This is a genomic window from Pseudobutyrivibrio sp. MD2005 (assembly GCF_000621865.1).
Classification (GTDB): Bacteria; Bacillota; Clostridia; order Lachnospirales; family Lachnospiraceae; genus Pseudobutyrivibrio.
The window spans coordinates 239,641-266,380 of sequence record NZ_KK211359.1 but is presented as its reverse complement, the minus strand read 5'-3'; the positions used below and the strand labels follow the sequence as shown (position 1 = coordinate 266,380).

The 26,740-nt window shown below is 37.7% G+C and carries 19 protein-coding genes; all 19 read right to left on the bottom strand.

The genetic code is table 11. From position 1 onward, the window contains the following. Positions 1–36: 36 nt before the first annotated feature. Positions 37–1,323 (bottom strand): methionine gamma-lyase family protein, encoded by a 1,287-nt coding sequence (locus T498_RS0112505; protein ID WP_028236211.1) that lies wholly within the window; start codon positions 1,321–1,323, stop codon positions 37–39. Continuing rightward, positions 1,316–2,263: a tRNA (adenosine(37)-N6)-dimethylallyltransferase MiaA gene (gene miaA, locus T498_RS0112500; RefSeq protein WP_028236210.1), complete on the bottom strand. Its 948-nt coding sequence runs from the start codon at positions 2,261–2,263 to the stop codon at positions 1,316–1,318. The genes T498_RS0112505 and miaA overlap by 8 nt, the downstream gene beginning before the upstream one ends. Continuing rightward, entirely contained in the window at positions 2,263–4,200 is a 1,938-nt protein-coding gene (gene mutL, locus T498_RS0112495; RefSeq protein ID WP_028236209.1) for a DNA mismatch repair endonuclease MutL, read from the bottom strand. Before mutL ends, miaA begins: the two co-directional genes overlap by 1 nt. Further along, positions 4,200–6,791, bottom strand: coding sequence for a DNA mismatch repair protein MutS (gene mutS, locus T498_RS0112490; RefSeq protein WP_081779766.1), 2,592 nt, complete (start codon positions 6,789–6,791; stop codon positions 4,200–4,202). Before mutS ends, mutL begins: the two co-directional genes overlap by 1 nt. Before the next feature lie 35 nt (positions 6,792–6,826). Then, complete coding sequence (locus T498_RS0112485) at positions 6,827–8,419, bottom strand: NAD(P)/FAD-dependent oxidoreductase (RefSeq protein ID WP_028236207.1); 1,593 nt, start codon at positions 8,417–8,419, stop codon at positions 6,827–6,829. After that, a complete protein-coding gene (locus T498_RS0112480) occupies positions 8,420–9,628 on the bottom strand; it encodes an aminoacetone oxidase family FAD-binding enzyme (RefSeq protein WP_028236206.1) in 1,209 nt (402 codons plus the stop codon). Positions 9,629–9,632: 4 nt separating this feature from the next. Further along, the gene (locus T498_RS0112475; RefSeq protein WP_028236205.1) at positions 9,633–11,315 is read right to left on the bottom strand and encodes a putative polysaccharide biosynthesis protein; all 1,683 of its coding nucleotides are present in this window, start codon (positions 11,313–11,315) and stop codon (positions 9,633–9,635) included. 7 nt (positions 11,316–11,322) lie between these two features. After that, positions 11,323–12,465 (bottom strand): DUF3048 domain-containing protein, encoded by a 1,143-nt coding sequence (locus tag T498_RS0112470; protein ID WP_028236204.1) that lies wholly within the window; start codon positions 12,463–12,465, stop codon positions 11,323–11,325. A gap of 20 nt (positions 12,466–12,485) precedes the next feature. Then, complete coding sequence (ybeY, locus tag T498_RS0112465; protein ID WP_028236203.1) at positions 12,486–12,983, bottom strand: rRNA maturation RNase YbeY; 498 nt, start codon at positions 12,981–12,983, stop codon at positions 12,486–12,488. Then, the gene (locus T498_RS0112460) at positions 12,967–14,172 is read right to left on the bottom strand and encodes a hypothetical protein (protein ID WP_028236202.1); all 1,206 of its coding nucleotides are present in this window, start codon (positions 14,170–14,172) and stop codon (positions 12,967–12,969) included. The genes ybeY and T498_RS0112460 overlap by 17 nt, the downstream gene beginning before the upstream one ends. Further along, positions 14,173–15,159, bottom strand: a complete 987-nt coding sequence (locus tag T498_RS0112455) for a PhoH family protein (RefSeq protein ID WP_028236201.1) — start codon at positions 15,157–15,159, stop codon at positions 14,173–14,175. Between the two features lies 1 nt (position 15,160). Next, positions 15,161–16,465 carry a pyrimidine-nucleoside phosphorylase gene (locus T498_RS0112450; RefSeq protein WP_028236200.1) on the bottom strand — a complete coding sequence of 435 codons (1,305 nt, stop codon included), beginning with the start codon at positions 16,463–16,465 and terminating at the stop codon, positions 15,161–15,163. Between the two features lie 26 nt (positions 16,466–16,491). After that, positions 16,492–16,971, bottom strand: a complete 480-nt coding sequence (rlmH, locus tag T498_RS0112445) for a 23S rRNA (pseudouridine(1915)-N(3))-methyltransferase RlmH (RefSeq protein ID WP_028236199.1) — start codon at positions 16,969–16,971, stop codon at positions 16,492–16,494. Between the two features lie 834 nt (positions 16,972–17,805). After that, positions 17,806–18,972: a chitobiase/beta-hexosaminidase C-terminal domain-containing protein gene (locus T498_RS15790; protein ID WP_036978517.1), complete on the bottom strand. Its 1,167-nt coding sequence runs from the start codon at positions 18,970–18,972 to the stop codon at positions 17,806–17,808. A gap of 3 nt (positions 18,973–18,975) precedes the next feature. After that, entirely contained in the window at positions 18,976–20,646 is a 1,671-nt protein-coding gene (locus T498_RS0112435; RefSeq protein WP_028236198.1) for a formate--tetrahydrofolate ligase, read from the bottom strand. 15 nt (positions 20,647–20,661) lie between these two features. Then, entirely contained in the window at positions 20,662–23,424 is a 2,763-nt protein-coding gene (locus tag T498_RS0112430) for a DNA translocase FtsK (RefSeq protein WP_028236197.1), read from the bottom strand. Positions 23,425–23,487: 63 nt separating this feature from the next. Further along, complete coding sequence (locus T498_RS0112425; protein WP_028236196.1) at positions 23,488–24,936, bottom strand: glycogen synthase; 1,449 nt, start codon at positions 24,934–24,936, stop codon at positions 23,488–23,490. A gap of 32 nt (positions 24,937–24,968) precedes the next feature. Further along, the gene (locus T498_RS0112420) at positions 24,969–25,697 is read right to left on the bottom strand and encodes a YebC/PmpR family DNA-binding transcriptional regulator (RefSeq protein ID WP_028236195.1); all 729 of its coding nucleotides are present in this window, start codon (positions 25,695–25,697) and stop codon (positions 24,969–24,971) included. 61 nt (positions 25,698–25,758) lie between these two features. Next, the gene (locus T498_RS0112415; protein ID WP_028236194.1) at positions 25,759–26,643 is read right to left on the bottom strand and encodes a hemolysin family protein; all 885 of its coding nucleotides are present in this window, start codon (positions 26,641–26,643) and stop codon (positions 25,759–25,761) included. Positions 26,644–26,740 lie beyond the last annotated feature (97 nt).

The following is a 26,740-nucleotide window of genomic DNA, read 5'->3' as shown; positions in this document are numbered from 1 at the left end:
TTCTCCTCCAACTTAAAAATATTCAACAGCAAAATTTTAACACAGTTGTGATTTGTTCACAAGGCAAGCATCAACTAGTTTTTGTAATGACTTAAGAATTCCAAGCTTTGCATGATTCCATGTTAAACCGCCCTGGAAAAATGCTGTATATGGAGGTCTAAGTGGTCCATCCGCAGACAACTCTATAGAAGAACCCTGAACAAAAGCTCCTGCAGCCATAATAACCTGACTGTCATAGCCTGGCATATCCCATGGTTCAGGTGTTACGTAAGAATCTACAGGAGCTGCAGCCTGAATTCCTTCGCAAAATGCGATTAAGCCTTCTGGCTTAAGGAACGAAACAGCCTGAATAATATCAAATCTTGGTTCTGTTGAATTTGGAATGCATAAGAAGCCTAGCTTTTCATATACATTTGCTGCAAAGATTGCACCCTTTAAAGCTCCAGCTACTACTGTTGGAGCAAGGAAGAATCCCTGATAGAAAGACTGCATGATGCCAAGTGAAGCTCCAACTTCTTTTCCAAGTCCTGGGGAAGTCAAGCGATGAGCTGCGTTTTCGACACAAGCCTTTGTTCCAACGATATAGCCACCGATTGGTGCAAGTCCGCCACCTGGATTTTTAATAAGAGAACCAACACACATATCGGCCCCCACTTCAGTAGGCTCGATTGTCTCAACAAACTCGCCGTAACAATTATCTACCATACAGATAACATCTGGCTTAATGCCCTTTATAAATGAAATAAGCTCACCAATTCTTTCGACTGAAAGTGTTGGTCTGTTGGCGTAGCCCTTTGAACGCTGAATTGTTACAAGCTTTGTCTTCTCATTGATTGCAGCTTTGATACCATCAAAATCAAAACCACCATCCTCAAGCAAATCTACCTGAGTATAAGTAATTCCATATTCAGCAAGAGAGCCATTTGATGGGCGAATACCGATTACTTCTTCAAGTGTATCGTATGGCTTGCCTACTGGTGAAAGTAATTCATCACCAGGACGAAGGTTGCTCATGAGAGCAAGTGCAAGTGCATGAGTACCACAAGTGATTTGTGGTCTGACAAGTGCATCTTCTGTTTTGAAGACTGATGCGTAAACTTTTTCAAGTGTATCTCTTCCAACATCATCATAGCCATAACCAGTAGAGGTATTAAAGCATTCTGCAGCAACCTTATGCTCCTGCATAGCTTTTAAAACCTTAAGCTGATTGTATTCGGCAACTTTATCTATTTCATTAAAACGTTCTTTAAGGTCATTTAAGATGTTTTCGCCATAGTCATAGACCTCTTTTGAAATATCAAAATTCTTGTAAATCTCAAACACTTTCTATAATTCCTTTCTTCTTTAGGGTTTCTTTTATAAATTCCAGCTGATCTTCGGTAGATTTATAAATTGTTTTATCTACCCACACTACATCTTTCTCTCTTCTAAACCATGTAAGCTGACGCTTTGCATAATTTCGAGATTTCTTTTTTATAAGCTCTACAGCCTCTTCTAACGAAAGATTACCCTCATAATAATCTAATATCTCTTTATAACCGATGCCATCCATAGCAGTCATGCCTCTTTTGAGACCTGCATCTATAAGGCCTTTAACTTCTTCTAAAAGCCCTTGCTCCATCATGATATCTACTCGTTTATCTATGCGATTATACAACAAATCTCTATCATCATTTAGTACAAAATATGCGAAATTGTAAGGACTTTTTTTCTCACGCTGTGTGGCATTATACTCAGAAAACTTTTCACCGGTCTGATGAAAGTACTCTAAAGCTCTAATCACTCTTTTTCTATTGGCTGCTGGAATTTTAAGAGCTGATTCTTCATCTACTTCCAAAAGCTTTTGATGTAATGCTTCGTTACCGTGTGCATCAGCAAAACACTCAAGCTTTTCTCTGTAAGTTTTATCAATTTCGTTGCCCGAAAAATCAATATCGTAAAGAATAGCTTGTATATAAAATCCAGTGCCACCACAAATGATAGGAAGCTTCCCTTTTGCGTAGATTTTATCTATAGCCTCTTCCACAAGCTCTTTAAATCTTGCGACATGAAAATCCTCAGTAGGCTCAATAATATCTATGAGATGATGTGTTACGCCATCCATTTCAGCCTTAGTGATTTTTGCAGTTCCAATATCCATTCCTTTATACACCTGCATGGAATCAGCAGAAATAATCTCGCCATTAAGTTGCTTGGCGAGATTAATTGAAAGTGATGTTTTTCCAACAGCTGTAGGACCTGTTAATACAACTAAGTTTTTCATTAAACAATCCTTTTAAATTTCTTTCCTAACTCATATTCTGAAAATGAAATCATGGTTGGACGACCATGAGGACAATGATATGGGTTTTCAAGATCTAATAAATCATCGATTAACGTCTTAATCTCAGGTAGAGAAAGACGATTGTTTCCTTTTACGGCAGCCTTACAAGAAATAGATGCAACCCTTTCCACAATCATGTCAAAGGAATCAGATGCCTTAAAGCTATTGCAATCAGAAAGAATTTCCATAAATAAAGCTTTAGGATCTAGATTTAGCATATTTCCTGGGACACCGTTTATAGCTAATTCATTACCTCCAAAAGATTCAACCCTAAATCCAATCTTTTCAAAGGCTTCCTGATAGTTTTCAAATAAAAGTATATCCTGTGGTGTAAGGGATACAATAACAGGTGGGCTAATCATCTGAGAGGTCATATCATTATTTTTCAGTTCAGCCATAAACTTCTCGAAGAGCACCTTTTCATGCGCTGCATGCTGATCAATAATATACATTTTTTTATCGTATTCAATTATCCAATATGTATCAAAAACCTGCCCTATAATCTTGTGCTCTTTAACGGCTTCCTTCTGAAGAAAGCTGATTTGCTCATATTGGGCTCCACCTCTGTTTTTCTCAGCAAATTTTTTCTCATAAGGTGTATCCTGACGAATCTGCTGTGTAACCTTTGCTTTTATTTGCTCCAGTCTATCTCTTTCGAAAGGTTCTGGCATTTTGATTTTTGACGGAGGAATTACCTCTGGCTCTGGAGCAGCTTTTTTAGATTCATAAGTTACAGCTTCAGTTACATCAGTGTAATCTTTTTTATCACTGACAGCTTTTTCTTCTGTATCTTCTTCAACAACAGGAGTAGTTACTACTTCTGTTGCAACTTCAACAATAGGCTTTACCTCAGCTTTAGGCTCTTCCACATGAGCTTCAAGCACATCTTCTCTGCGTCTAAGACGATTATTTATTGTTTTTGTCAGAGCTTCAAGGATGACCGCTTCATTTTCGAAACGAACTTCCTGCTTTGTAGGATGAACATTTACATCTACGGCAGCATCATCAAAATTGATATTTATGACAAAAAATGGATATTGATGACCCATTAAAAAGCCGTAATAACCTTCCTCGCATGCTCTTGATAAATTATTGCTCTTGATATATCGATTATTAACAAAGAAGTGTTCAAAAGCACGATTGCCACGGGCTATAACAGATTGTCCGATAAAACCATTGATTTTGAAATCTTCACCAACATATTCGATATCAAGAATGTTTGATGCTATCTGTCTACCAAAAAGCTGATAAATTGTATCCGAAAGGGAACCATTACCTGATGTAATAAGCTTTTCCTTGCCATTAAGTAAAAACTTAAAAGAAATCTCAGGGTGAGACAATGCAAGATGCTCGACGACATCAAAAACATAGCTCCCCTCGGTACTTTCTGATTTAAGAAACTTCTTTCTGGCCGGTGTGTTGTAGAAAAGCTGACGCACAATAAATGTAGTTCCATCAGGTGCTCCTATGTCATTAAGCCCAATCTCTTTTGCCCCTTCGATTATGTAACTGGCGCCTAATAGAGAATCTTTTGTTTTGGTGATAAGCTCTACTTTAGCAACCGCTGATATACTTGATAAAGCTTCACCTCTGAAGCCCAAGGATCTGACATTAGCCAAATCTTCAGCAGATTCGATTTTGCTTGTGGAGTGTCTCAAAAATGCTACCTTGATTTGGTCTTTTTCAATGCCGCTTCCATTGTCAGTGATTCTAAGATACTCTATTCCACCACCTTTGATTTCAACAGAAATCGCAGTGGCTCCAGCATCAATACTGTTTTCAATAAGCTCCTTTGCAACACTGGCAGGTCTTTCAACAACCTCGCCAGCAGCTATCTTATCTATAGTTTCTTGGCTTAATATGTTTATTTTTCCCATTATTCTCCAACCCTGTTATGAAAATCAAACAAAATATTCATTGCCTCTAAAGGTGTGATTTTAGTCACATCCAGAGATTTTAGTTCTGAAATAATGCTTAAGTCTTTTTCTGAAACTGATGTACCTTCTACACTTTTAAGTCTTTCTTCAAGCGATTCCTGAAGTGCAATTCTATCAGACACAGCGGCAATATCATTATCATTTAAAGAATTAACGATAGTTCTTGCTCTTGATAGCACTTCCTCTGGAAGACCTGCAAGTCTTGCTACCTGAATACCATAACTTTGATCGGCCCCTCCAGAAATGATTTTTCTTAAGAAAATAATATCCTCTCCAAGCTCCTGAACTGCGATGCAATAATTATGAACGCCCTTGAGCTGTCCTTCCAATTCAGTAAGCTCGTGGTAATGAGTAGCAAATAATGTCTTGGCTCCAATGTTATAAGCAACATGCTCCACAACTGCCCATGCAATAGAAAGACCATCGTAAGTAGATGTTCCTCTTCCTATTTCATCAAGAATCAAAAGAGATTTATTGGTAGCGTTATGCAAGATATTCGCCACTTCATTCATCTCTACCATGAAAGTAGACTGTCCAGTAGATAAATCGTCTGAAGCTCCTACACGAGTAAAAATTCTATCTACTACACCAATTGTGGCACTGCCCGCTGGAACATAACAGCCTATCTGAGCCATAAGTACAATGAGAGCTATCTGTCTCATGTAAGTAGATTTACCTGCCATATTTGGACCAGTAATAATAGCAATTGTGTTATTATCGAGATCCAAATAACAATCATTTGATATAAACTGGTCTGCATTTATCATCTGCTCTACAACAGGATGGCGACCATCCTTAATATCAATAACACCACGGTTATTAATTATAGGTTTAATATAATGATTCTTTTCAGAAACAACAGCCATAGAGATAATTGCATCTAATACAGCAATTGCTTTGGCGCTAATCTGAATTCTATCAACCTCTGCAGCGATAGTATCTCGTACTGTTTTGAAGAACTCATACTCGATTGTGTTAAGTCTATCTTCTGCACCTAATATGCTGTCCTCCAGCTCTTTTAGCTCAGGAGTATAATAGCGTTCAGCATTAACAAGTGTCTGCTTACGTATATAGTAGTCTGGCACCATATCTTTATATGAGTTTGTTACTTCTAAATAGAATCCGAAGACTTTATTAAATTTAACTTTAAGATTACTGATTCCGGTCTTTTCTTTTTCTTTCTCTACTAAATCAGCTAGCCATTTCTTGCCGTCAACCTTTGCGCTTCGAAGTCGGGCTACCTCATCATTATATGTAGATTTAATTATATCTCCGTCGCGAGAAGAAATTGGAGGCTCATCTATAATAGCAGCATCAATAAGAGTATATAGATCCTTTAAGTCATCGATGTTGTTATTTAACTCATTAAACAAATGACAATGGAAACCATTAAGCAATGATTTTATAGGAGAAAGCATTCCTATAGATTGTTTAAAGGCGATTAAATCTCTTGGATTTGCTGATTGATATGTAATTTTAGTGATAAGTCTCTCTAAATCGTAAACCGATGTAAGGTACTCTCTAAGCTCTTCTCTATCAATTAATGCCCCATTGATTTCTTCAATTGCATCCTGACGCTTAATAATTTCATCTACTGATAGCAATGGCTGTTCGATGAAAGATTTGAGCTGTCTGGCACCCATGGCTGTCTTTGTCTTATCAAGAACCCAAAGAAGTGAACCTCTCTTTTGCTTATCTCGCATTGTTTCAGTTAGCTCTAAGTTTCGTCTTGTAGAGCTGTCAATAAGCATAAACTTACCATCTGTATATGGAGTGATGTGCGTCAAATGAGAAAGCTCAGACTTTTGGGTCTCCTTTAAATAGATTAAGAGTGCACCAGCACTGGTCTTTCCAACTGAAAAATCAATTAAGCCAAGTCCTTCGAGAGAATGAGCTTTATAATGCGTCAAAATCTCTCGAGTTGTAAGTGCATCGTCAAAATATGACTCATCCAACTGTGTAAGAGAACAAGTAAGCTTTTCAGCTACATCAGTTATATCTATTCCTGATTCATATAGAGATTTGTTGTAAATAATCTCCGCAGGGTTAAATCTATATAGCTCGTCAATAAGCTTACGTGTACTGTCGACCTCTGTAAGGAAAAAGTCAGCTGTTGAAACATCACAAGAAGCAATACCAAAGATCCCTTTATTGTAGATCAAGGACATGATGTAATTGTTACTGCCTTCATCTAATGCAAGCTGATCGATATTGGTACCAGGTGTGACAACTCTTATAACTTCACGTTTTACAAGGCCCTTTGCCTCTTTTGGATCTTCTACCTGCTCGCAAATAGCCACCTTATAGCCTCTTGCAACCAGACGATTAATGTATGTATCTGCCGAATGAAAAGGAACGCCACACATAGGAGCCTTTTCTTCAGCACCGCAGGATTTACCAGTAAGAGTGAGCTCTAATACCCTAGATGCCTCCTTGGCATCCTCAAAAAACATCTCATAGAAATCGCCAAGGCGATAAAATAAGATACAATCTTCATATTCAGCTTTTGTCTTAAGATACTCCTGCATCATTGGAGTGTATTCTGCCACAGATATTCCCACCTATTCTATAAACTTATATGAGACACTACTGCCTCAGCAACCTTGATTCCATCCATTGCTGCTGATGTAATGCCACCTGCGTAGCCAGCTCCCTCACCGCAAGGGAATAATCCAGCTACATTTGCTTGAAATGATTCATTTCGATTGATTCGAACTGGAGATGATGTTCGGCTTTCAACACCTGAAAGGATTGCATCGTCTCTATCGAACCCTTTTATTTTAGCCCCAAACATACCCATGCCGTCAATAAAAGACTGGTAAATGTCTTGAGAAAATATATCAGAAAGCATTCCGAAGGCCACATTTCCTTTAGTTTCGGAAGAAAAACCACCATATGAACTAGACAGCTTCTTAGCTTTAAAATCTCCATAGAGCTGCTGAGGTATTTTGCCTTCACATAATGTAAATGCTTTATGTTCGATTGTTCTTTGATATTCAATTCCTGCTAATGGATTGCTTTTATCAAACTCTCTAGCACCTACAGATACCACAATTGCGCTGTTTGCGTTTTTACTATCACGCTTTGAATAGCTCATTCCATTTACAACCAAATGATTCTCTTCTGATGAAGAATTGACTACAAAGCCACCAGGACACATACAGAAGGAATAAACACCCCTCTGATTAGAAAGATTTGTTGCTAATTTGTATGGTGCTGGAGGAAGCTTTGAAAATGCCGCATCATACATTGTACGTGAAATCATTTCCTGAGGATGTTCTATTCTAAAGCCTACCGCAAAATCCTTTGCCTCCATATGAATTCCGGTATCATATAGCATCTTGAAGGTGTCTCTTGCACTGTGACCAATAGCAAGCACAATTGAGTCACTTAAATATGTCTTACCATTAGCTTTGACACCTTTAACTTTTCCATCCTCTATAACAAGCTCATCAACCTGAGTTTCAAAATGAAATTCTCCACCAAGTGAAATAATTTCTTTACGCATATTCGAAACAACCTGCTTTAAAATATCAGTCCCGATATGAGGCTTGTAATCATAAAGGATATTCGATGGAGCACCAAATTTAACAAATGTCTCTAAAACAAATTTATTGCGTCCTAATTTGTCATTAACAAGAGTGTTTAACTTGCCATCAGAAAATGTTCCAGCGCCGCCTTCACCAAATTGTACATTGGATGATGTGTTAAGTACGCCTGTTTCCCAGAACTTTAAAATATCACTTGTCCTATCATCAACCATTTTGCCTCGTTCAAAAACAATAGGGTTGAGATGGTTAAGTGATAAAATATATGCGCAAAACAGTCCTGCTGGTCCTGCGCCTATAATAATTGGAGGATTCTTAGGAAGATTTTTGCTATCTATAGCAGGCATTTCATAGTTTTTAGGATTGTAATGATTGATATTATTATCCTTTTTTGCCTTATCTAAAACCTTTGCCTCCATATCCTTTTGAAGCTCAGCAATTATCGAAAATACAAAGTAAATATCAGGCTTTTTCCTGGCATCAATTGATTTTTTCAATATCTTAATACTCTTAATGTCGTTTTCTTTAACCCTTAATTTCTTAGCCACAAGACTGTTAATCTTGCTTTCATCTTCATCTATACTAAGCTTAATTTGATCGATTTTTATCATCTATTCACCTTTAATATGATTCGCTGCTATTGTTGCCGATGTATATGCAAAGGAAAGATTATATCCGCCACATATACCATCAACATCTAATACTTCACCTATGAAATACAGGCCCTTTTGTTTCTTTGATTCCATGGAGCTTAAATCGATGTCATTTAAATCAACACCTCCGGCTGTAACCTGAGAATGATCAAAGCCCTTTGTACCAGTAATTCTGATAGGGAAATTTTTGAAATAATGAGTTAGATTTTCAATATCTTCCTCATCCAATTTTTTCACTGCAGTATCTCCGTAGATTCTTGCATAACTAACTACAACATCAATGGCTTTTTCATTACATAAGCCAACAAGCGAAGCGAGCACTGATCTTTCACCCTTTGTGGCAAAACGCTTCTTAAGCTCTTCTTGAAGCTCTTCCTTTGATAAATATGGTATGAAATCTATAGAAATATCTGAAAGATTTTTGTTTAACTCATCAAAACCGATAAATCTACTAACGCACATTACAGGATAACCAGAAACACCATCCTTGTTGAACTGGATTTCTCCTTCGCATTCATGGCCTCTATAATTGACTTTTCCATAAGCCCTAACTCCAGCTAAATCCTTTAAGCAGATTTCATTTGATGTTGCACCAACTAAAGATGGAGCAAGCTTTGTTACTTTCATTCCAAATTTTGTAGCCATTTTATAGCCTATTTTAGAAGAACCTAAAGTGGCTGCACTAAGACCACCAGATGCAATTACAACCTTCTTTGAATTAATAATGTTTCGTGTAGTTGTAACTTTAAAAGTATCGGTGGATGCAATATCTGTAACTCTGTTGTCGAGATACACATCTATAGAAAGACTATCAATTTCATTTTCAAGAGCCTCTCTGATTGTTTTAGCCTGATTAGTAACAGGATAATAATATCCATCTAAATCCTTATCAAAAACACCAAGTTCTCTAAAAAATGCCCTAATTTCCTCATGATTATCAGTGATGAAATCTAAGCTTCCATTGCTATAGAAGTATTCGCTATTCATTCTACTGTTAGTAAAATTACATCTACCATTACCTGTTGAAAGAATCTTTCGACCTACCACTCTATTTAAATCCACTAGACATACCAAAAGACCTGCCCTCGCAAGTTTGATTGCGAGAACAAGTCCTGAAAATCCAGCTCCAACTATACAAACGTCATAAAGCTTTTCATCTGTATTCATAGAACTACCTCAATAAATGTAATGAATATGCTATATTGCAAAGTTTATTTCCTCCAGGGAATCTAAGAATCGTTTCTTCATCAAGCCCTCTAAATAACAATAACGCGATAAAATAAACGATGATACCAAGAGTTATTGAAAATACACAGCCAAAGAAATTGCTTGCTCTAGCTGACATAAACAACGCAAATACAGCATCTAACATATGATAAACCAAATAAACAACAACACCCATAATAACAGATGCTTCAAGAGGTGCTAGTACCACCTTTTTAACATCCAGTGTTGCACCTGAATATCTAAGAACTGCAGATTGATTAAGATAACACATAAGTAATGCGTAAAATGCATTTGCAATAATTACTGCGTAAATATGAAGATGGAATAATTCCATCAAAACAAATAGCAATACAATATGCGCAACTAATGCAATAACAGCATTTTTTACTGGAGTTGTCATTCTATCGATACCCTGCAAGATACCATTTGATAGAGTTGATAATGAATAAAATACAACTGAACAGCCACCAACTACAAGCATCATAGCTGTAGTCTTTTCGCTATCATTAAACAAGAGCTGCATAATTGGCGAAGCCAATACCATAAGTCCCACAGAGCATGGGAATGCTATTACCATAACAAATCTGTTAGCCATATTGATCTGCTTTTTCACAAGCTCCATATCATTAGAGTGAAATGCAGCTGTAAGACTAGGTACAGTGGAAGCTGCCATAGATGATGCTATTGCAAGTGGTACATTAATTAGTACCTTGTACTTACCTGCAAAGACACCCCAGTACTTACTGATTGTGTCTACATCATACCCCTGAATTGTTGCAATATTCTTGAAAAATCCCTGATCAATAATTGAGCTTATATTATAAACCGTAGTACTTAATAGTACAGGTATAATAGTCATAATTAATACTGGTAAGACATCAACATAACTTTCAAAATGCTTATGTCTATCCCTTTTTAGCATTTTGTTAAATACTTTTCTAAAAGCAAAGTATATAAACAGGATAAATAATAATGCAAAGGCTGCACCTGTAGATGTACCAAGAGTACCACCAGCCGCACCATATGCTGCAGAATATCTGTGGACGTTTCCTAATACGCCACCAACCTTTTTACCATAATCAAAAAGTATCTTAGCAGCAACTACGGATACGATAGCATTTACAATCTGCTCTCCAATCTGCGAAATTGCGCTAGGAATCATAGTTCCTAATCCTTGGAAAAAACCTCTAAAAACACCTAAAAGCGCAACAACTAAAAGTGTTGGAGCAAGTACCTTAAGAGCAATTGCTGATAAAGGTGTCTTAAGTAATGTTCCCGTAAAAAACTCTGCACCAAAATATACTATGAGGGAGGCAACACCTCCACTTATAAACGCAAAAAGAAGGGCTCCGTGCAAAACTTTGTTTGCGTCTCTAACGTGCCCTTTGGCTATTCTTGCAGAAACAAGCTTTGAAACTGCAAGCGGTATACTGTACGAGGATATAAGTAATATTATATTGTAAATTTCATAAGCGGTACCGTAATAATCATTTCCTGTATCCCCAATAGTAGCCGTAAGTGGGATTCTATAAATGAGTCCCACAATACGGCTAATGATTGAGGCCATAGCAAGGATACTTCCCTGCATTAAGAAACTGGCATCGCTCTTCCTGTTTCTTCCTCTCATAAACTAATTATTTTGCCTTACTAAATTTTGATTTATCTGCGTAATACTCGTTGTCATCTGTGAAATCACCTTCACCGCTACCCTGGCAAGCCTGAATCCATGTCTGACCAACATTTAACTGGATTTCTTCGCCGCTATCCTTGTAGTAGTAATGTGTAACTTCTGTATCAGCATCCTTAGACCAAACGATATCTACCATCTTGCCATTTGTGATGTACTTACCTGTACCTGTGTTGAATGAAAGAAGGTATCCAAGATACTGAGAACCAGTGTATGTGAACCAAGCTACATCCTGAATGATGATGTTCTTAGCTGTTAACTGCTCGCCTGTGATAGCATCAACCTGCTTCTGGTTGAACTCATATCTGTAGTAAAGTCCATCATCCTCATTGTAAATCCAATAAGGCTTATTTGTGTAATAGTAAAGCTGAACTGCTTCGCAATCTTCACCATTTTCAAGAGTGTTGCCATTTTCAGCAAACTTGAAGTGTGGCTCGTAATTAGAAGGAAGCTCTGTGCTATACTTCATCTTTTCAATACCGATATCGATACCATCTGAGTTAGTGTAAAGTGTATGCTCTGATGTACCTGTTCTGAATGCAGCGCTGCTTCCCTTCTTGCCCTCTAATGTAAGAGCGTTGAGGTTGTCTACAAGATTCTTATCATCGATAAGCTCGAAAGCTGCTGGGTTACCACCTGCATGCATATAAATTGCATCATACTCACTTGCGAAATATACGAAGTAAGGACGTGAACTACGGATGTTACCGATTCTGTCTAATCCTGAGTAATCATCAAAAATAGCCATCATACGTGTGATGCCACCTTCAACAACGCACTCGTAAATAACACCTGCATTTGCGATACCATACTGTGGTAAGCAAGCCTTAGTATTTTCAATCATAACTGCAACTGGACGCTGTCTACCATATTCTGCATCAACCCAATCTCCAGTTAAATAGCTACGTACCTTTCCGTCTTCAGAAACCTGATCCCAAAATGCAGCTGAATCATCAACAGGCTCTACCTGCTCCTCTGTAGCAGTAGCGTTAGCACTGTCAACAATTTCTTCCTCCTCTTTTTTTCCACATGCGATTAAAGATGTTGCCATTGAAAGGACAAGCAAAGCGGATACTAATTGTTTTTTCATTGATTAGTTTCTCCTTTTCATTAGTCTCGAGAAATTCCAAGAATATCAAGGATTTCTCTTTGTTTATTTTCCATAACTTCTGCCTCTGCATCAGTCATATGGTCAAACCCAAATAAATGTAACATACTATGCGCTATAAGAAAAGCGTATTCTCTAAGAACAGAATGTCCAAAATCTTCTGCCTGTTTGTAGATTCTATCGATATTTAAAACAATATCCCCTAAGATTACTTCACCAGACTCTGGATTGAACAAATCATCGTTCTCTTCTATTTCAGAAAAATCAGCAGCTTCTGGGTATTCTATCATTGGAAAAGATAAAACATCAGTTGGAGCATCGATTTCTCTAAATTCTTTATTAATAACTTGAATGCCTGAATCGTTAGTAATTGTAATACTTACCTCAGATTCAAATGGAAACTTAACGAAGTCAATTGCGGTGTTTATAACATCCTTTGCAATTTTCTCATAATCAAAATCAAAGTTTACTTCACATTCATTTTCAATATAAACTGTCATTTAAAATATCCTCATTTGCCAGAATTTCACGTATTGTCAAAAACTGATTCATGGTAAGCCCTGAATTATCATAAAAGCCTTTTTGTGAAAGCTCGTTAATAGTTTGATAGATTACCATATTTTGATTCCATGTACTTGTCATTGAATCTTGATCAAAAAGCTCAACCTTGGTTAACACTGAATCTACCATATGAACAATGGCTGACTCTCTGGAACTAGGCAGCGATACGATGCCACCGTATTCAGATAAAAGCTGAATAACATCATTTGGCAAACAATAATTGTTAGCAAGCTTAATGGCATTATCAATGATAGGCTCACCTTCGATTTTGCCAAGCCTGTAGTAAAAACCGCCACACTCCGCAAGCCTGTAATTAGCATTGATTGCCTCTGCGCACTTTCTAGCAAGACGAGCAAGTCTTGAAGCATGTTTGAACTCAATCATAGAAAACTGTCGAACCTCATTATACAATATAAAGTCCTCTTCTAAAAAGCGTTCATATACAATTTCTTGAGATTGTTGCACAAAATGATTTAGTATAGGTAATACTACCACCGTAATGCCGCATGCAACCAATCCGCTAATCATGCCAAATATAAATACAGAAAGAGTAAGCTCTGTAAAATCAAAATAATAAAATATGCTGGAAACCATTGTGGTAATCGCAAGCATAATCAAAAGCGCATACAGGCTCTTGATTGTTTCTTTGCTCTTGAAAAAATGAGCAATAGCTGCGCCAAATAGAATCATTGTGGTATAGCATAAAACCAGATTAACGTCATAGTCATAACATAATGATAATATCAGCACTAAATACAAACCAAAAGTGTTGGTTAATCCTTCGTCAAAAACTGCACTTGCTATCACCGGAAGAACAATAAGCGGCGCAAAAAAATTTGGCACTGCAGCACCGCATATTATTGTGATTGCCCAGTCAATCAATACAACAACCGCTATTTTGCCATAAGAAATATAATTAAACTCCGGCAATCGCCCTTCTAATCGGTTTCTAATAATAAGCAATAAAAACAAGCAAAAGAAACAAATATTAATAGCAATAATGCAAATATATCTATCAATCAAAACAGAAGCCAAGGAACACATTAAAGTGTTTGCAAGGATAAAAATAAATGCTATAGCTATTGAGTAAATAATCCTCATTGTAGAAAATCTATTTGTGTGAATCATTTATTTTGTCCTTTTATTTCTGCTTTCAAGCTTTTTGTCGTGAACCTCGTAGGCGTTAACAATCTTCTGAACAAGTGGATGTCTTACAACATCTTTTGCATCAAGATTGCAGATTTTGATATCATCAATGTTTTTAAGAACACTCATGGCATCATCAAGACCTGATTTTACGCCGCTAGGTAAATCCTTCTGAGTCTTATCTCCTGTGATGACTGCCTTTGAACCAAAACCAATTCTAGTAAGGAACATCTTCATCTGTGCAGGTGTTGTGTTCTGGGCCTCATCAAGAATGATGAAAGCATTGTCCAAGGTGCGGCCTCGCATGTATGCAAGAGGTGCAACCTCAATAAGACCTTTTTCCATATTACGCTGAAATGATTCAGCACCCATAATTTGATAAAGAGCATCATATAATGGGCGAAGATATGGATCTACCTTACTTTGTAAATCTCCTGGTAAAAATCCAAGTTTTTCCCCTGCTTCAATTGCAGGTCTAGTGAGGATAATCCTAGAAACTTCTTCGTTTTTAAAGGCTGTAATGGCCTTAGCCATTGCAAGATATGTTTTTCCTGTACCTGCAGGACCAACTCCGAAAACAATCATATTATCGGAGATGGCGTCTACATATTTCTTCTGTCCCAAAGTCTTAGGTGCAACAGGCTTACCAGTTGTGGTATGGCAAATGATTTCGCCTCTAGCCTCTGACACATCATGACTAATTATTTTTTCTTGTTCGATTGACATTATATAGTTTACATCCTGAGTAGTTATAATATTTCCCTTTTTAGAAAGTGATAAAAGCTCGTCTACAACAACTATTCCGTGTTCAACGTGGCTTTTCTCACCCACAACCTTTATTGAATCATCTCTGGGAATAAATGAAATTTCCATTCCCTTTTCGATTGTTTTGATATTCTTATCAAACTGACCGAATATGTTATCAATATGTTCTGAAGGAATATTTATAGTTAAAGAAAAATCGCTCATATTATTCTACAACATCTATGATTAGTTTATTTTCATCACATTTTTCTGCCTTGATGATTGTAGCTTCGTTTATCATTTCGATAGCCTTTTTAGCCTTAGTCTCATCATTTGCATGAACATAGCAAAGAGCTTCGCCCTTCTTTACTTGGTCGCCAACTTTCTTTGCAAGAACAATACCGACAGACATATCGATTTCATCATCAAATGTCTCTCTACCGCCGCCAAGCGACATAGAAGCAAGACCAAACGCCTCTGCCTTCATAGCGTGAACGTATCCATCGCAGCAAGCTTCTACTGGAATGACATACTTAGCTGGCTCAAATTTGCTGATATCTTTTGCGTAAGAAGCATCGCCGCCCTGCATCTCGATAAACTGAACAAACTTTTCAAAAGCCTTGCCACTTGCAACAGCTTCTTCCATAAGCTTTCTAGCTTTTGCTTTATCTGTCTCGATGCCAGAAAAAACAATCATCTGTGAGCCAAGGGCATAAACAACTTCCATTAAATCCTTAGGACCATTGCCATTTAAAGCGTTGATCGCTTCAATAACCTCAAGATTATTACCTACAGCATAACCTAAAGGTTCATCCATATTTGTAAGATAAGCAGCAATCTTTTTGTCTGCACGCTTACCAATATCAACCATTGATTTAGCAAGGTTAAGAGCATCTTCTTTTGTTTTCATGAACGCTCCGTCACCAACTGTAACATCGAGAACGATTGCGTCAGTTCCTGCAGCAAGCTTCTTAGACATAATAGAACCCGTAATAAGAGAAATCTCATCTACTGTAGCTGTAACGTCTCTAAGAGCATAAAGCTTTTTATCTGCTGGAGCAAGATTCTTTGACTGACCTGTAACGGCAATCTTAATTGCATTAACCTGCTTGATGAAAGCCTTTTCAGAAAGCGCTCCATTAAAGCCTGGAAATGCTTCAAGCTTATCAATTGTTCCACCTGTATGACCTAAGCCTCTTCCACTCATCTTTGCTACAGGCACACCAATAGATGCAATAATTGGCCCGAGCACTAGAGTAACTTTATCTCCTACACCACCAGTAGAATGCTTATCAATTTTAACTCCATCTATTGAAGAAAGATCAAGAATATCACCAGAATCACGCATAGCCATAGTAAGGTCGTAACGCTCTCTAACGTTCATTCCCTTGAAATATATAGCCATTAAAAGCGCAGAAATCTGATAATCTGGAATCTCATCACGAGTATAACCATTTACGATATGGTAAATCTCCTCTGTGGTGAGCTCTTCACCTAATTTCTTTTTTTCAATTAAATCGTACATTCTCATAGTAACAAAACCCCTTATATAAAACTTTATTTGTGGTAAGGCTCATTATTCATGATACGCATTGCTCTGTAAATCTGTTCTAGCAACACAACACGCATTAATTGATGTGGAAAAGTCATCTTAGAAAAAGAAAGCAATTCATCGCTTCGTTTTAACACTTCATTGGATAATCCCAGAGATCCTCCGATAATAAAGACAATACTGCTCTTCCCAGAAATACCAAGATTTTCAATATGTTTAGAGAAACTAACAGAATCTTTTTGAGCACCTTCAATAGCCAAAGAAACAACGTAATCTCTGTCTTTGAGATGCTTTAAAATTCGTTCTCCCTCTTTATCCTTGACGATGTTAATCTCGTTATCAGAAGCATTCTCAGATGTCTTTTCATCTGGCACCTCAACAATATCCAAAGAACAGTACTTTGATAACCTTTTTGAATACTCCGATATTGCGTCTTTATAAAACTTTTCCTTAATTTTGCCTACGCACAGAATCTTAACATTCATGACATCTATTTTAGACCATTTATGCCATTAAAACAATAAGATTAACAAAGGAATAGTTTACCATTCACAGTAAGACTTATCTTGAAGCTCCTCACCCATGTAGGCCGCTGCCTTGCGTACACAGCGCATTGCAAGAATATTACGTTTTTTCTAATGGGCCATTTCTGCATCTTTTATTTACATGTGTCTTTTGCAGGCCTGTACAATTTTGAAAAAAGTTTTTTGTTGGCGGACACACAGCATAGTATAAATTGTACTTCTTAGACTGAAGGGGACTTGGTTGATTTTGGAGCGCGCTTAGTAACATAAAAGCAGGTTTTGCAATATATAGGTATGCGCTGCCATGGACGGCAGCGCAAGCGGTCACTTAAAACACGATGTTGAATGTGCCGCGGTACCTAGATATGCAAAACCTGCTTTGTCATGTTACTTAGCAAGCGGAATATGAAACCAAGTCCCCTCAGTCTGAGAAGTACATAAAGAACTTAAGTGTCCGCCACCTAAAAAACATTTTTCAAAATGGTTCATTCCGCAACAAGACACATGTGTGATGCATAAATTTGGCCCATAAGAAAAAACAGTAATATTCGCAAAATCACGCTGTGTGCGCAAGGCAGCGACCTACATGGGTGAGGAGCTTCCACCTTTGTAGTAACTGTGAATGGTAACATGGAACAGTTTCTAAGTTTTGGGCAAAATAAAAGACACGCCTGCGGTGACGTGTCTTTCAAAGGGAGAATAATGTTATGAAAAATGTATCTCTTAATGAGATGATATTATCATACAGCTAATTTATGTTTAAATAAAGACTTAAATGTGAAAAAACTATGAAATTTAGTTTTGGTAAATATAATCTCCTCGATACATTGGACTAACATTTCCGTTTTCGTCTATGATGACAACGGATAATACGCTTGAGCCAGATAGAATCTGAAATGGCTCAGTGTATAGAATTCCGTTTTTAGATGGATCAGTACCATCCCATGTGTAATAAGCCTGACAGCCATCAGGTACATCAATGCTAATCATGACAGGTTCGGTATATATGCCGTCTGTAGGCGAAACCACGGGCATAGTAAGCTCAGGATAAGTGATGTTGTATTCTCCTATGACGATGCTAGAATACTCGCCTGAGCTATTTTGTGTTACAGCCTTTATTGTGGTGCTGCCCTCTTTTAAAGCAATCGGCTTAGAATATAGCTTGCCTGAAGTAATCGGGCTCTTGCCATTTGTAGTGTAGAAAATTTGATAGTCGCCGGTACATGTAAGCTGAACATTTACATCAGAATCATAGTTGCCTGGCTCCACACTAAAGGTAGGCGGAAGCATAATATATGCGCTGATAAGCTCCTGAATTTCCTCGTTTGGAGCATCTTCAACTAAAGCATAAATACTGTCCATATCCCCGATGGCATCATAGGAGCTGATAAGATAAGTGTATATCTTTTTGTTCGTAGGATCAGTCTTAAGGGCTTCATCTAACATTTTGATAGCATTTTCATAGTCTTTGACACGATAATACATTCTGCCTAAACCATAAATTGCTTCAAAGGACGTGCTATCAAGTGCGTAAGCTTCTTCGTACAAGCCAAGAGCCTTAGCGTATTGAGACTGGTTTTCAGCATCTACAGCATTGTTCATAATCTTGTCGTAAGTATGAGTTCCCATATAAGGGATAATCATAAGACAGCCAAGAATCGCAATGCCAATGACTGATACAAAAATAATAGTCTTTATCTTCTTTGTGAAGACTAAAGGCTCTTTAACAGCCGGCTTAGATGGTACTTCCGAAGATTTTGAAGTAGCCGTGGATGAGGATGTCTCGTGATAAACTCCAGTTGCAAATTTATCATCTTTAGACTTATCCTTATCCTCAACCACCTTTGAAAGAAGCTCTTCTTCAAGCTCGTCGTAATCGGGAACAAGCTGAATAGACTCCCCACATTTCGGGCAGTACATCAATCCATTTTCAATTTCTTCACCACATTTTTTACAAATCATGATTTAGAAAAGTCCTGTAATAACTCCATCATCAGTAACGTCTATATTATTAGCAGCTGGTGTCTTAGGAAGTCCAGGCATAGTCATAATGCTGCCTGTAACCGCTACGATAAATCCAGCTCCAGCAGAAGCATATACTTCTCTTACGTTTAGAGTAAAGCCTTCTGGGCGACCAAGTAAAGAAGCATCGTCTGATAAAGAATACTGTGTCTTTGCCATGCAAACTGGGAAATCATTCATTCCAAGATCTGCAATCTTCTTTAACTCACGCTCAGCTGCTGGTGAGTAAGAAACATCGGCTGCGCCGTATATTTCTGTAGCAACCTTATAAATCTTCTCTTTGATAGAAAGATTTGAAGGATATAAAGGCTCAAAGTTGCTCTCTTTATTTTCAAGTACATCAAGCACTTTCTTTGCAAGCTCAACTCCGCCTTCGCCGCCTTTTTCCCAAACCTCAGAAAGGGCGAACTCGCATCCGCGAGACTGGCAGAATTCCTTTACGAAGTTTGTTTCAGCTTCAGTATCAGTAATAAATGAGTTAAGTGTAACTACTACTGGTACCTTGTATTTCTGAAGATTCTCGATATGCTTTTCAAGGTTTACGATACCCTTCTTTAAAGCTTCAAGATTCTCGTTTGTTAATTCAGCCTTTGGAACGCCGCCGTTGTATTTAAGTGCTCTGATTGTAGCAACCAAAACAACAGCATCAGGCTTAAGGCCTGCCATACGACACTTGATATCAAAGAATTTCTCGGCACCAAGATCAGCACCGAACCCTGCCTCAGTGATTGTAATGTCAGCAAGCTTCATTGCAGCCTTTGTTGCTCGAACAGAATTGCAACCATGTGCAATATTAGCAAATGGGCCACCGTGAACGATTGCTGGTGTATGTTCAAGTGTCTGGATAAGATTTGGCTTTAATGCATCCTTAAGAAGTGCAGCCATAGCACCTGTTGCCTGTAAATCGTTAGCAGTAACCGGCTTGCCTTCGAAATTGTAAGCAACAATGATTCGGCCTAATCTTTCCTTTAAATCGTGCATATTATCAGCAAGGCAAAGGATTGCCATAATCTCAGATGCTACTGTGATTACGAAGTGATCCTCTCTTACCATACCGTCAGCCTTTGCACCAAGACCAACTACAATATTTCTAAGAGCTCTGTCGTTCATATCGAGACATCTCTTCCAAACTACCTGTCTAGGGTCAATACCAAGCTGATTACCCTGCTGAATATGATTATCTAGCATTGCAGCAAGCAGGTTGTTTGCTGATGTAATTGCGTGAAAATCACCTGTGAAATGGAGATTTAAATCCTCCATAGGAACAACCTGAGCATAGCCACCACCTGCAGCTCCACCCTTTATACCAAAGCATGGTCCTAAAGATGGCTCTCTAAGAGCAAGGCAAGCCTTCTTGCCAAGAACTCCCATAGCTTGTCCCAATCCAACTGAAGTAGTTGTTTTACCTTCGCCAGCAGGTGTAGGGTTAATAGCTGTAACAAGTACTAATTTACCGTTTGGCTTAGAATCCAAGCTAGCTAATAACTCATTAGATAATTTAGCTTTGTACTTTCCGTAGAACTCTAAATCATCCTCCTTAATATCTAAAGAAGCTGCCACCTCCTTGATATTAATCATTTTTGCTTCCTGCGCAATTTGAATGTCTGTCTTCATTTAAACGACTCCCTTTTACTGTGCATTTATAAGTTCCTCAAACTCTGAAATAGACATACGAATTTCTCTAGGCTTAGTGCCCATTTCAGGGCCTACTACACCTGCTTCCGCAAGCTGATCCATGATTCTGGCCGCCCTGTTAAATCCGATTCTAAAGTTCCTTTGGAGATAACCAATTGAACCTTTTTGGTTTTCTATTACAAGCCGTCCCGCTTCGTTAAATAGCTGATCCCTGGAGTTGTCAGGCTCTCCAGAAATCGATACCGAATTAGAACCGCTATCAGAGTTTTGAATTTGTTCTTCTATGTCAGAATTATATTCTGCAGAATCGTTGTTGTCCTTAAGGAAATCAACAACAGCACTAACTTCTTCGTCACTTACAAAAGCTCCTTGTACACGAATCGGTTTTGATAGATTCTGTGGAGCGTATAACATATCACCGTTACCAAGTAAGTCTTCTGCGCCATTCATATCAAGAATAACTCGAGAATCATTACCTGATGAAACAGAAAAGGCAATTCGAGAAGGCACATTAGCCTTAATCAAACCTGTAATAACATTAACTGTAGGCTTTTGAGTTGCAATAATCAAGTGAATTCCAGCTGCACGTGCAAGCTGAGCAAGTCTAACAATTGACTCTTCAACATCAGCTGCCGCAACCATCATAAGATCAGCCACCTCATCAAGAATGATAACAAGCTGAGACATCTTAACTCGTTTATCTTCTGGAATTGATTCTGGCAATGCTTCACTATTAGCTTTTTCATTGAAGCCTTCAAGATTACGAACACCTGCCTGAGCAAATAGCTCATATCTGTCCATCATCTCTTTAACAGCCCAATGTAAAGCTCCTGCAGCCTTTTTCGCATCTGTAATAACCGGTAATAACAAATGAGGAATACCATTATATACAGAAAGCTCTACCATCTTAGGGTCTACCATGATAAGCTTAACCTCTTCTGGCGAAGCATGATATAAAATACTCATAATCATTGTGTTAATACATACTGATTTACCAGAGCCTGTAGCACCTGCAATAAGCAAATGAGGCATCTTTTCAATATTTCCAACAATAACTGAACCTGAAATATCCTTTCCAACACAGAATGATATTTTAGATTTAGCTGTCTTGAATTCTTTAGATGCAACCAAATCCTTGAAAGCTACCATGGATTTAACTTTGTTAGGTACCTCAATACCGATAGCTGATTTGCCAGGGATTGGAGCTTCGATACGAACATCTGTAACTGCCATACTAAGCTTAATATCATCTGTAAGGCTAAGAACCTTTGAAACTCTTGTGCCTTCGGCAATTTCAAGCTCGTATCTGGTAACAGAAGGACCAAGTGTCACCTCTGTTACATTGGCTGAAACACCAAAATTGCTAAGTGTTCTTTGCAATTTGCCAGCCATTTCCTGTAAATATTCTTTTGAATCTCCACCGTTTTTAGGGCCATCTTTAAGTAAAGTAAGTGGTGGATACTTATAAGCTTTTTTAACTTTTTTATTATCTTCCTCAATAGATTTTCTAAGAGATTCAGATGATTTTTCAATCTCTTCCTGTGAGGATGCAGACGCCTTGCGATTTCTGACAGGCTCCTTAACTTCTTCTACAACAGGAGTAGGTTCCTCTACAACTGGTGCTGGAGTATTTATAACTGGTGAGTTGATTTTCATGTTCACCGGCTCATTAACAGGAGCATTAACAATAGGAGCACTTACTACCGGAGCTTTTACCACTGGTTCTTCAACAACAGGTGGCATCTCCATAGAAGGCTCTTCAACCTTTCCAAATGAATGAAGACTTCTAGATTTTTTATTGCCAGATTTTAATCTATGTCTGCTGGTATTTGTAACTTCTACATCAGGCTCACCTGTAGCAAGATTGAACCTAATCTCGTTAACATCTTCAGTGGATGTGATATCACTATAGTCAGGAACTAGTGTTGTGTTGCTTGTAACACCTGTATATTTTCTATCACGACGATTGCCATCAGTCTGATTCATCTGCTCAAGCTCCATGGCCCGCTCTTCGTTAATCTTGTCGCGAATAGCTTGTCTTCCACTATTATATCTGACTTGATTCGCTTCTCTTTCAAGCATCTGACGTTCACGTCTGGCACGTCGTCTGGCAGCAGCTCTATCAGCGTGATATCTAGATGACTGCTGTACTTTATCGAAAGCGAAACGCTCTATGATGATGATAACACATACAATCATGACAATAATATCAATTAAGTATGCTCCAAGTAATCCAAAACTATCAAAAATACCAAAAACGATTGCTCCACCAATTAAACCGCCGCCAGTATGAGTTTCTCTCGATGATAAAAATGCCGCAATTGGCCCTAAAATATCCTGCCCATGTAAAATGAGCTCTACAAAAACAGTGATAAAAATAAGCAATACTGAGCCTGCAATTACCTTTGCCACTGCCACTTTATTGCCATAATTAGAAATAATAAAGAAGGCTGAAAAAGCCACCATAAATGGAAGAACGAACTGGATAATGCCAAACACTCCAAAAAGGAAGTTAGAAACAGCATTTCCTACCACTCCACCTAAGCCAAAATTACTGATACACAGTAAAATACACATAATTATAGAACCCCAAAGGACAATCTCCCTTGTGGAATCCTCGAAAAATGGATCGTCGAACTCGATTTCTTCTACTGTATTTTTTCTTGTACTTCTTTTGCTAGTTGATTTTTTCGCCGAATTATTCTTTGATCTACTATTTGAATTTTTTTTAGAATTATTCGCCCTTTTTGTTGCCAAATTTTAACCTCTTACATTCAAAAGAGAATAGTTAAACTATTCTCTTTTGTAAATTACTATTTATTAACCAATCAAGTAGTTATAAATATTCTCATATTTTTCTTTTTGAACAGCCCATGAGTAGTTTTTGCTCATGCCTCTTTCAACCATCTTATTCCACTGAGTCTTCTTATCGAAGAATACAAATTTACTATAGTTGACAGTGTTAAGAAGCTCATCTCCATTATAATTAGCAAATGAGAATCCATCACCAGTCTTCATATATTCATTGAATGCCTCGACAGTATCAGAAAGACCGCCAGTCTCACGTACGATAGGTACTGTTCCATATCTGAATGAAATAAGCTGAGTAAGACCACATGGCTCGAATCTAGATGGCATCAAGAATGCATCCGCTGCCGCATAAAGCTTGTGTGCCAAATTGTCATCATAGCAAATGTTCGCTGAAATCTTCTCAGGATACTTCCATGCATAGTGTCTAAACATATTCTCGTATTTAGACTCGCCTGTACCGATTACAACAAGCTGTGTGAAATCATCAACGATTCCCTCGATACAGTAATTGATAAGATCAAGCCCCTTTTGATCAGTAAGACGTGAAATCAAACCAATCATATACTTCTTAGGATCTACCTCAAGACCTAAATCAGCCTGAAGCTTTGTCTTATTTATCTTTTTATATTTACGGAAATTACTTATGTCAAAGTTCTTGTAAATCTTCTCATCTGTAGCTGGATTGTATACGTTATTATCGATACCGTTAACAATACCCTGCATGTCATAGTGACGAGATCTAAGAAGACCATCCAATCCCTCGCCGTAGTATGGCATCTGGATTTCATCACAATACTTAGCAGATACTGTTGTGATGTAATCTGCGTAAACAAGTCCGCCCTTGAGCATATTGCCACACTTCTTGTATTCAAGCTTATCCTGAGTGAAAAGATTCATAGATAAACCAGAAATACCTGCTACAGTCTTAATGTCCCACATACCCTGGAACTTAAGATTGTGAATAGTCATAACCGACTTCATTCCCCAGAAGAATTGATCTCCCTGGAAATCATTCTTAAGAAATACAGGGATAAAGCCTGCCTGCCAATCATGACAGTGAATAAGATTTGGCTGGAATCCAATTAAAGGAAGCATCGAAAGAACTGCCTTGTCGAAGAAAATGAATTTCTCCAAATCCCATCTATCCTCAGAATAAGGATAAAAGCAATCAAAATACTCGTGATTATCAATGAAGTAATAAGTAACTCCATCTAACTCATACTGAAATACACCTACATATTTAGGTCCTACAAGTGGTCCCATATTCATCTGGAAACTTGTAAGATATTTGAAATCTTTTTTATACTGCTCTGGAATAAATGTGTAGTAAGGTAAAACAACTCTTACATCAAAGTATTCTTTAGAAAACTCCTTTGGTAACGCACCACAAACATCGGCCAAACCGCCAGTCTTTACAAATGGTACACATTCGCTTGCTGCAAATAAAATCTTATTCATAATTCATTAACCCCTCTTATCGTTTAGTAATATTATTCTGACCAGTTGTGATATACGTTTTGCACATCATCATCTTCATCAAGAAGATCTAAAATCTTATTAATTTTGTATAAATCCTGCTCGTCTGAAAGCTCGACATATGTCTGAGGAATCATTGTAACCTCAGCATCTGCCATAGTGATATTCTCAGCCTCAAGAGCCTCTCTTACAGCAGAGAAATCCTCTGGTGTTGTATATACTTCAAAGCAATCATCCTCTTCAGAGAAATCTTCTGCGCCTGCATCAAGTGCGATCATCATAAGATCGTCAGCATCCATGTCGCAATCCTCTTTAGAAATAATGATTTGACCCTTATTATCAAACATAAATGAAACGCAACCAGGTGTACCGATGCTTCCGCCACCCTTTGTAAATGCGTTACGTACATTAGCTGCTGTACGGTTTCTGTTATCTGTAAGGCAGTCTACGATAATGGCTGTACCGTTAGGGCCATATCCTTCGTATGTAACTGTCTCGTAATTAACTGCATCAATGTTACCTGCAGCCTTCTTAATACCGTTTTCAATTGTAGCATTTGGAACGTTATTAGATTTTGCCTTAGCAATAACATCACGAAGCTTAGAATTGTTATTAGGGTCTGGACCGCCCTCTTTAACTGCGACAGCGATTTCACGACCAATTATAGTAAAGATCTTTCCCTTTGCAGCATCATTCTTTTCCTTCTTGTGTTTAATGTTAGCGAATTTTGAATGTCCTGACATAAATTAAAATACCTCTTTTCTATTCATCATAATCTAAAAAATTATATCAAATCACGCTCTCTTATTCAACGTGCCTTTTTCTTCTGACGTATACTCCGCCGATAACTTTGCCTGTAACATTTTTAACATAGAAGATATAATTATCATCCTCTAAAGTGAAAGATTTGCCATCTTCGGGAATCTTTCCATAAAGAGAAATTAAATATCCATTTAGTGTTTCATAGTCTTCTGAAAGCTTTGTACCTAGAATTTCTTCAACTTCTTCTAGGGTGGTACCGCCATCCATCATAAACGAATCTTCAGTTTTAACCTCAATTGAAGCTTCTTCATCGTCATGCTCATCTTCTATGTCGCCAACGATTTCTTCAAGAATATCCTCAAGAGATAATAAACCAGAAACCTGCCCATATTCATCAACCACAATGACCATATGGCGCTTTTTAGATTGCATTTTAGCAAATAAGGTGTTGATTCCATGAGTCTCTGGAACAAATTCTGCCACCGATAAAAGCTCATGTAAATCCTTAACCCTTAGGCTGTCTATATCCTCGTTTACATACATCAAAATATCTTTGATATGCAAAATACCAATGATATTATCTAGTTCCTCAATGTAAACCGGATATCGGCTCATATTGTTATTATTAATAAAATCGATTGCTTCACGAAGGGTGGACTCACCATTGATAGCAACAATATTTTTCCTGTGAGTCATAATATCCTTGGCATCAGTATCTGAAAACTCAAAGATATTTTGAATCATAGCAGCCTCAGAGGCTAAAATGTTGCCATCTTCATGACCTTCGTTTACCAAAGAAATAACATCTTCTTCAGTAATATTTTCCTGTTTAGAACGCTTGTAATAAATTATTGGCACAATAATAAACTCAATTATACCAACAATTGCCAGTAAAATAATTAAATAGGGATACGACCCGTCGTCCATATATACTCCTTTCCTAAACCCTTTAATTTTACTATTTAATCATATCATACATAAAGAAAAAAGACTAAACATTATGGCGTTTAGTCTTTAAAAATTT

What these genes read in the sequence shown, in the direction of transcription:
- miaA (WP_028236210.1), bottom strand. Translation starts at nt 2,263, where the DNA reads ATGAAAAACTTAGTTGTATTAACAGGTCCTACAGCTGTTGGAAAAACA.
- mutL (WP_028236209.1), bottom strand. Translation starts at nt 4,200, where the DNA reads ATGGGAAAAATAAACATATTAAGCCAAGAAACTATAGATAAGATAGCT.
- mutS (WP_081779766.1), bottom strand. Translation starts at nt 6,791, where the DNA reads ATGATGCAGGAGTATCTTAAGACAAAAGCTGAATATGAAGATTGTATC.
- T498_RS0112485 (WP_028236207.1), bottom strand. Translation starts at nt 8,419, where the DNA reads ATGATAAAAATCGATCAAATTAAGCTTAGTATAGATGAAGATGAAAGC.
- T498_RS0112480 (WP_028236206.1), bottom strand. Translation starts at nt 9,628, where the DNA reads ATGAATACAGATGAAAAGCTTTATGACGTTTGTATAGTTGGAGCTGGA.
- T498_RS0112475 (WP_028236205.1), bottom strand. Translation starts at nt 11,315, where the DNA reads ATGAGAGGAAGAAACAGGAAGAGCGATGCCAGTTTCTTAATGCAGGGA.
- T498_RS0112470 (WP_028236204.1), bottom strand. Translation starts at nt 12,465, where the DNA reads ATGAAAAAACAATTAGTATCCGCTTTGCTTGTCCTTTCAATGGCAACA.
- ybeY (WP_028236203.1), bottom strand. Translation starts at nt 12,983, where the DNA reads ATGACAGTTTATATTGAAAATGAATGTGAAGTAAACTTTGATTTTGAT.
- T498_RS0112460 (WP_028236202.1), bottom strand. Translation starts at nt 14,172, where the DNA reads ATGATTCACACAAATAGATTTTCTACAATGAGGATTATTTACTCAATA.
- T498_RS0112455 (WP_028236201.1), bottom strand. Translation starts at nt 15,159, where the DNA reads ATGAGCGATTTTTCTTTAACTATAAATATTCCTTCAGAACATATTGAT.
- T498_RS0112450 (WP_028236200.1), bottom strand. Translation starts at nt 16,465, where the DNA reads ATGAGAATGTACGATTTAATTGAAAAAAAGAAATTAGGTGAAGAGCTC.
- rlmH (WP_028236199.1), bottom strand. Translation starts at nt 16,971, where the DNA reads ATGAATGTTAAGATTCTGTGCGTAGGCAAAATTAAGGAAAAGTTTTAT.
- T498_RS15790 (WP_036978517.1), bottom strand. Translation starts at nt 18,972, where the DNA reads ATGATTTGTAAAAAATGTGGTGAAGAAATTGAAAATGGATTGATGTAC.
- T498_RS0112435 (WP_028236198.1), bottom strand. Translation starts at nt 20,646, where the DNA reads ATGAAGACAGACATTCAAATTGCGCAGGAAGCAAAAATGATTAATATC.
- T498_RS0112425 (WP_028236196.1), bottom strand. Translation starts at nt 24,936, where the DNA reads ATGAATAAGATTTTATTTGCAGCAAGCGAATGTGTACCATTTGTAAAG.
- T498_RS0112420 (WP_028236195.1), bottom strand. Translation starts at nt 25,697, where the DNA reads ATGTCAGGACATTCAAAATTCGCTAACATTAAACACAAGAAGGAAAAG.
- T498_RS0112415 (WP_028236194.1), bottom strand. Translation starts at nt 26,643, where the DNA reads ATGGACGACGGGTCGTATCCCTATTTAATTATTTTACTGGCAATTGTT.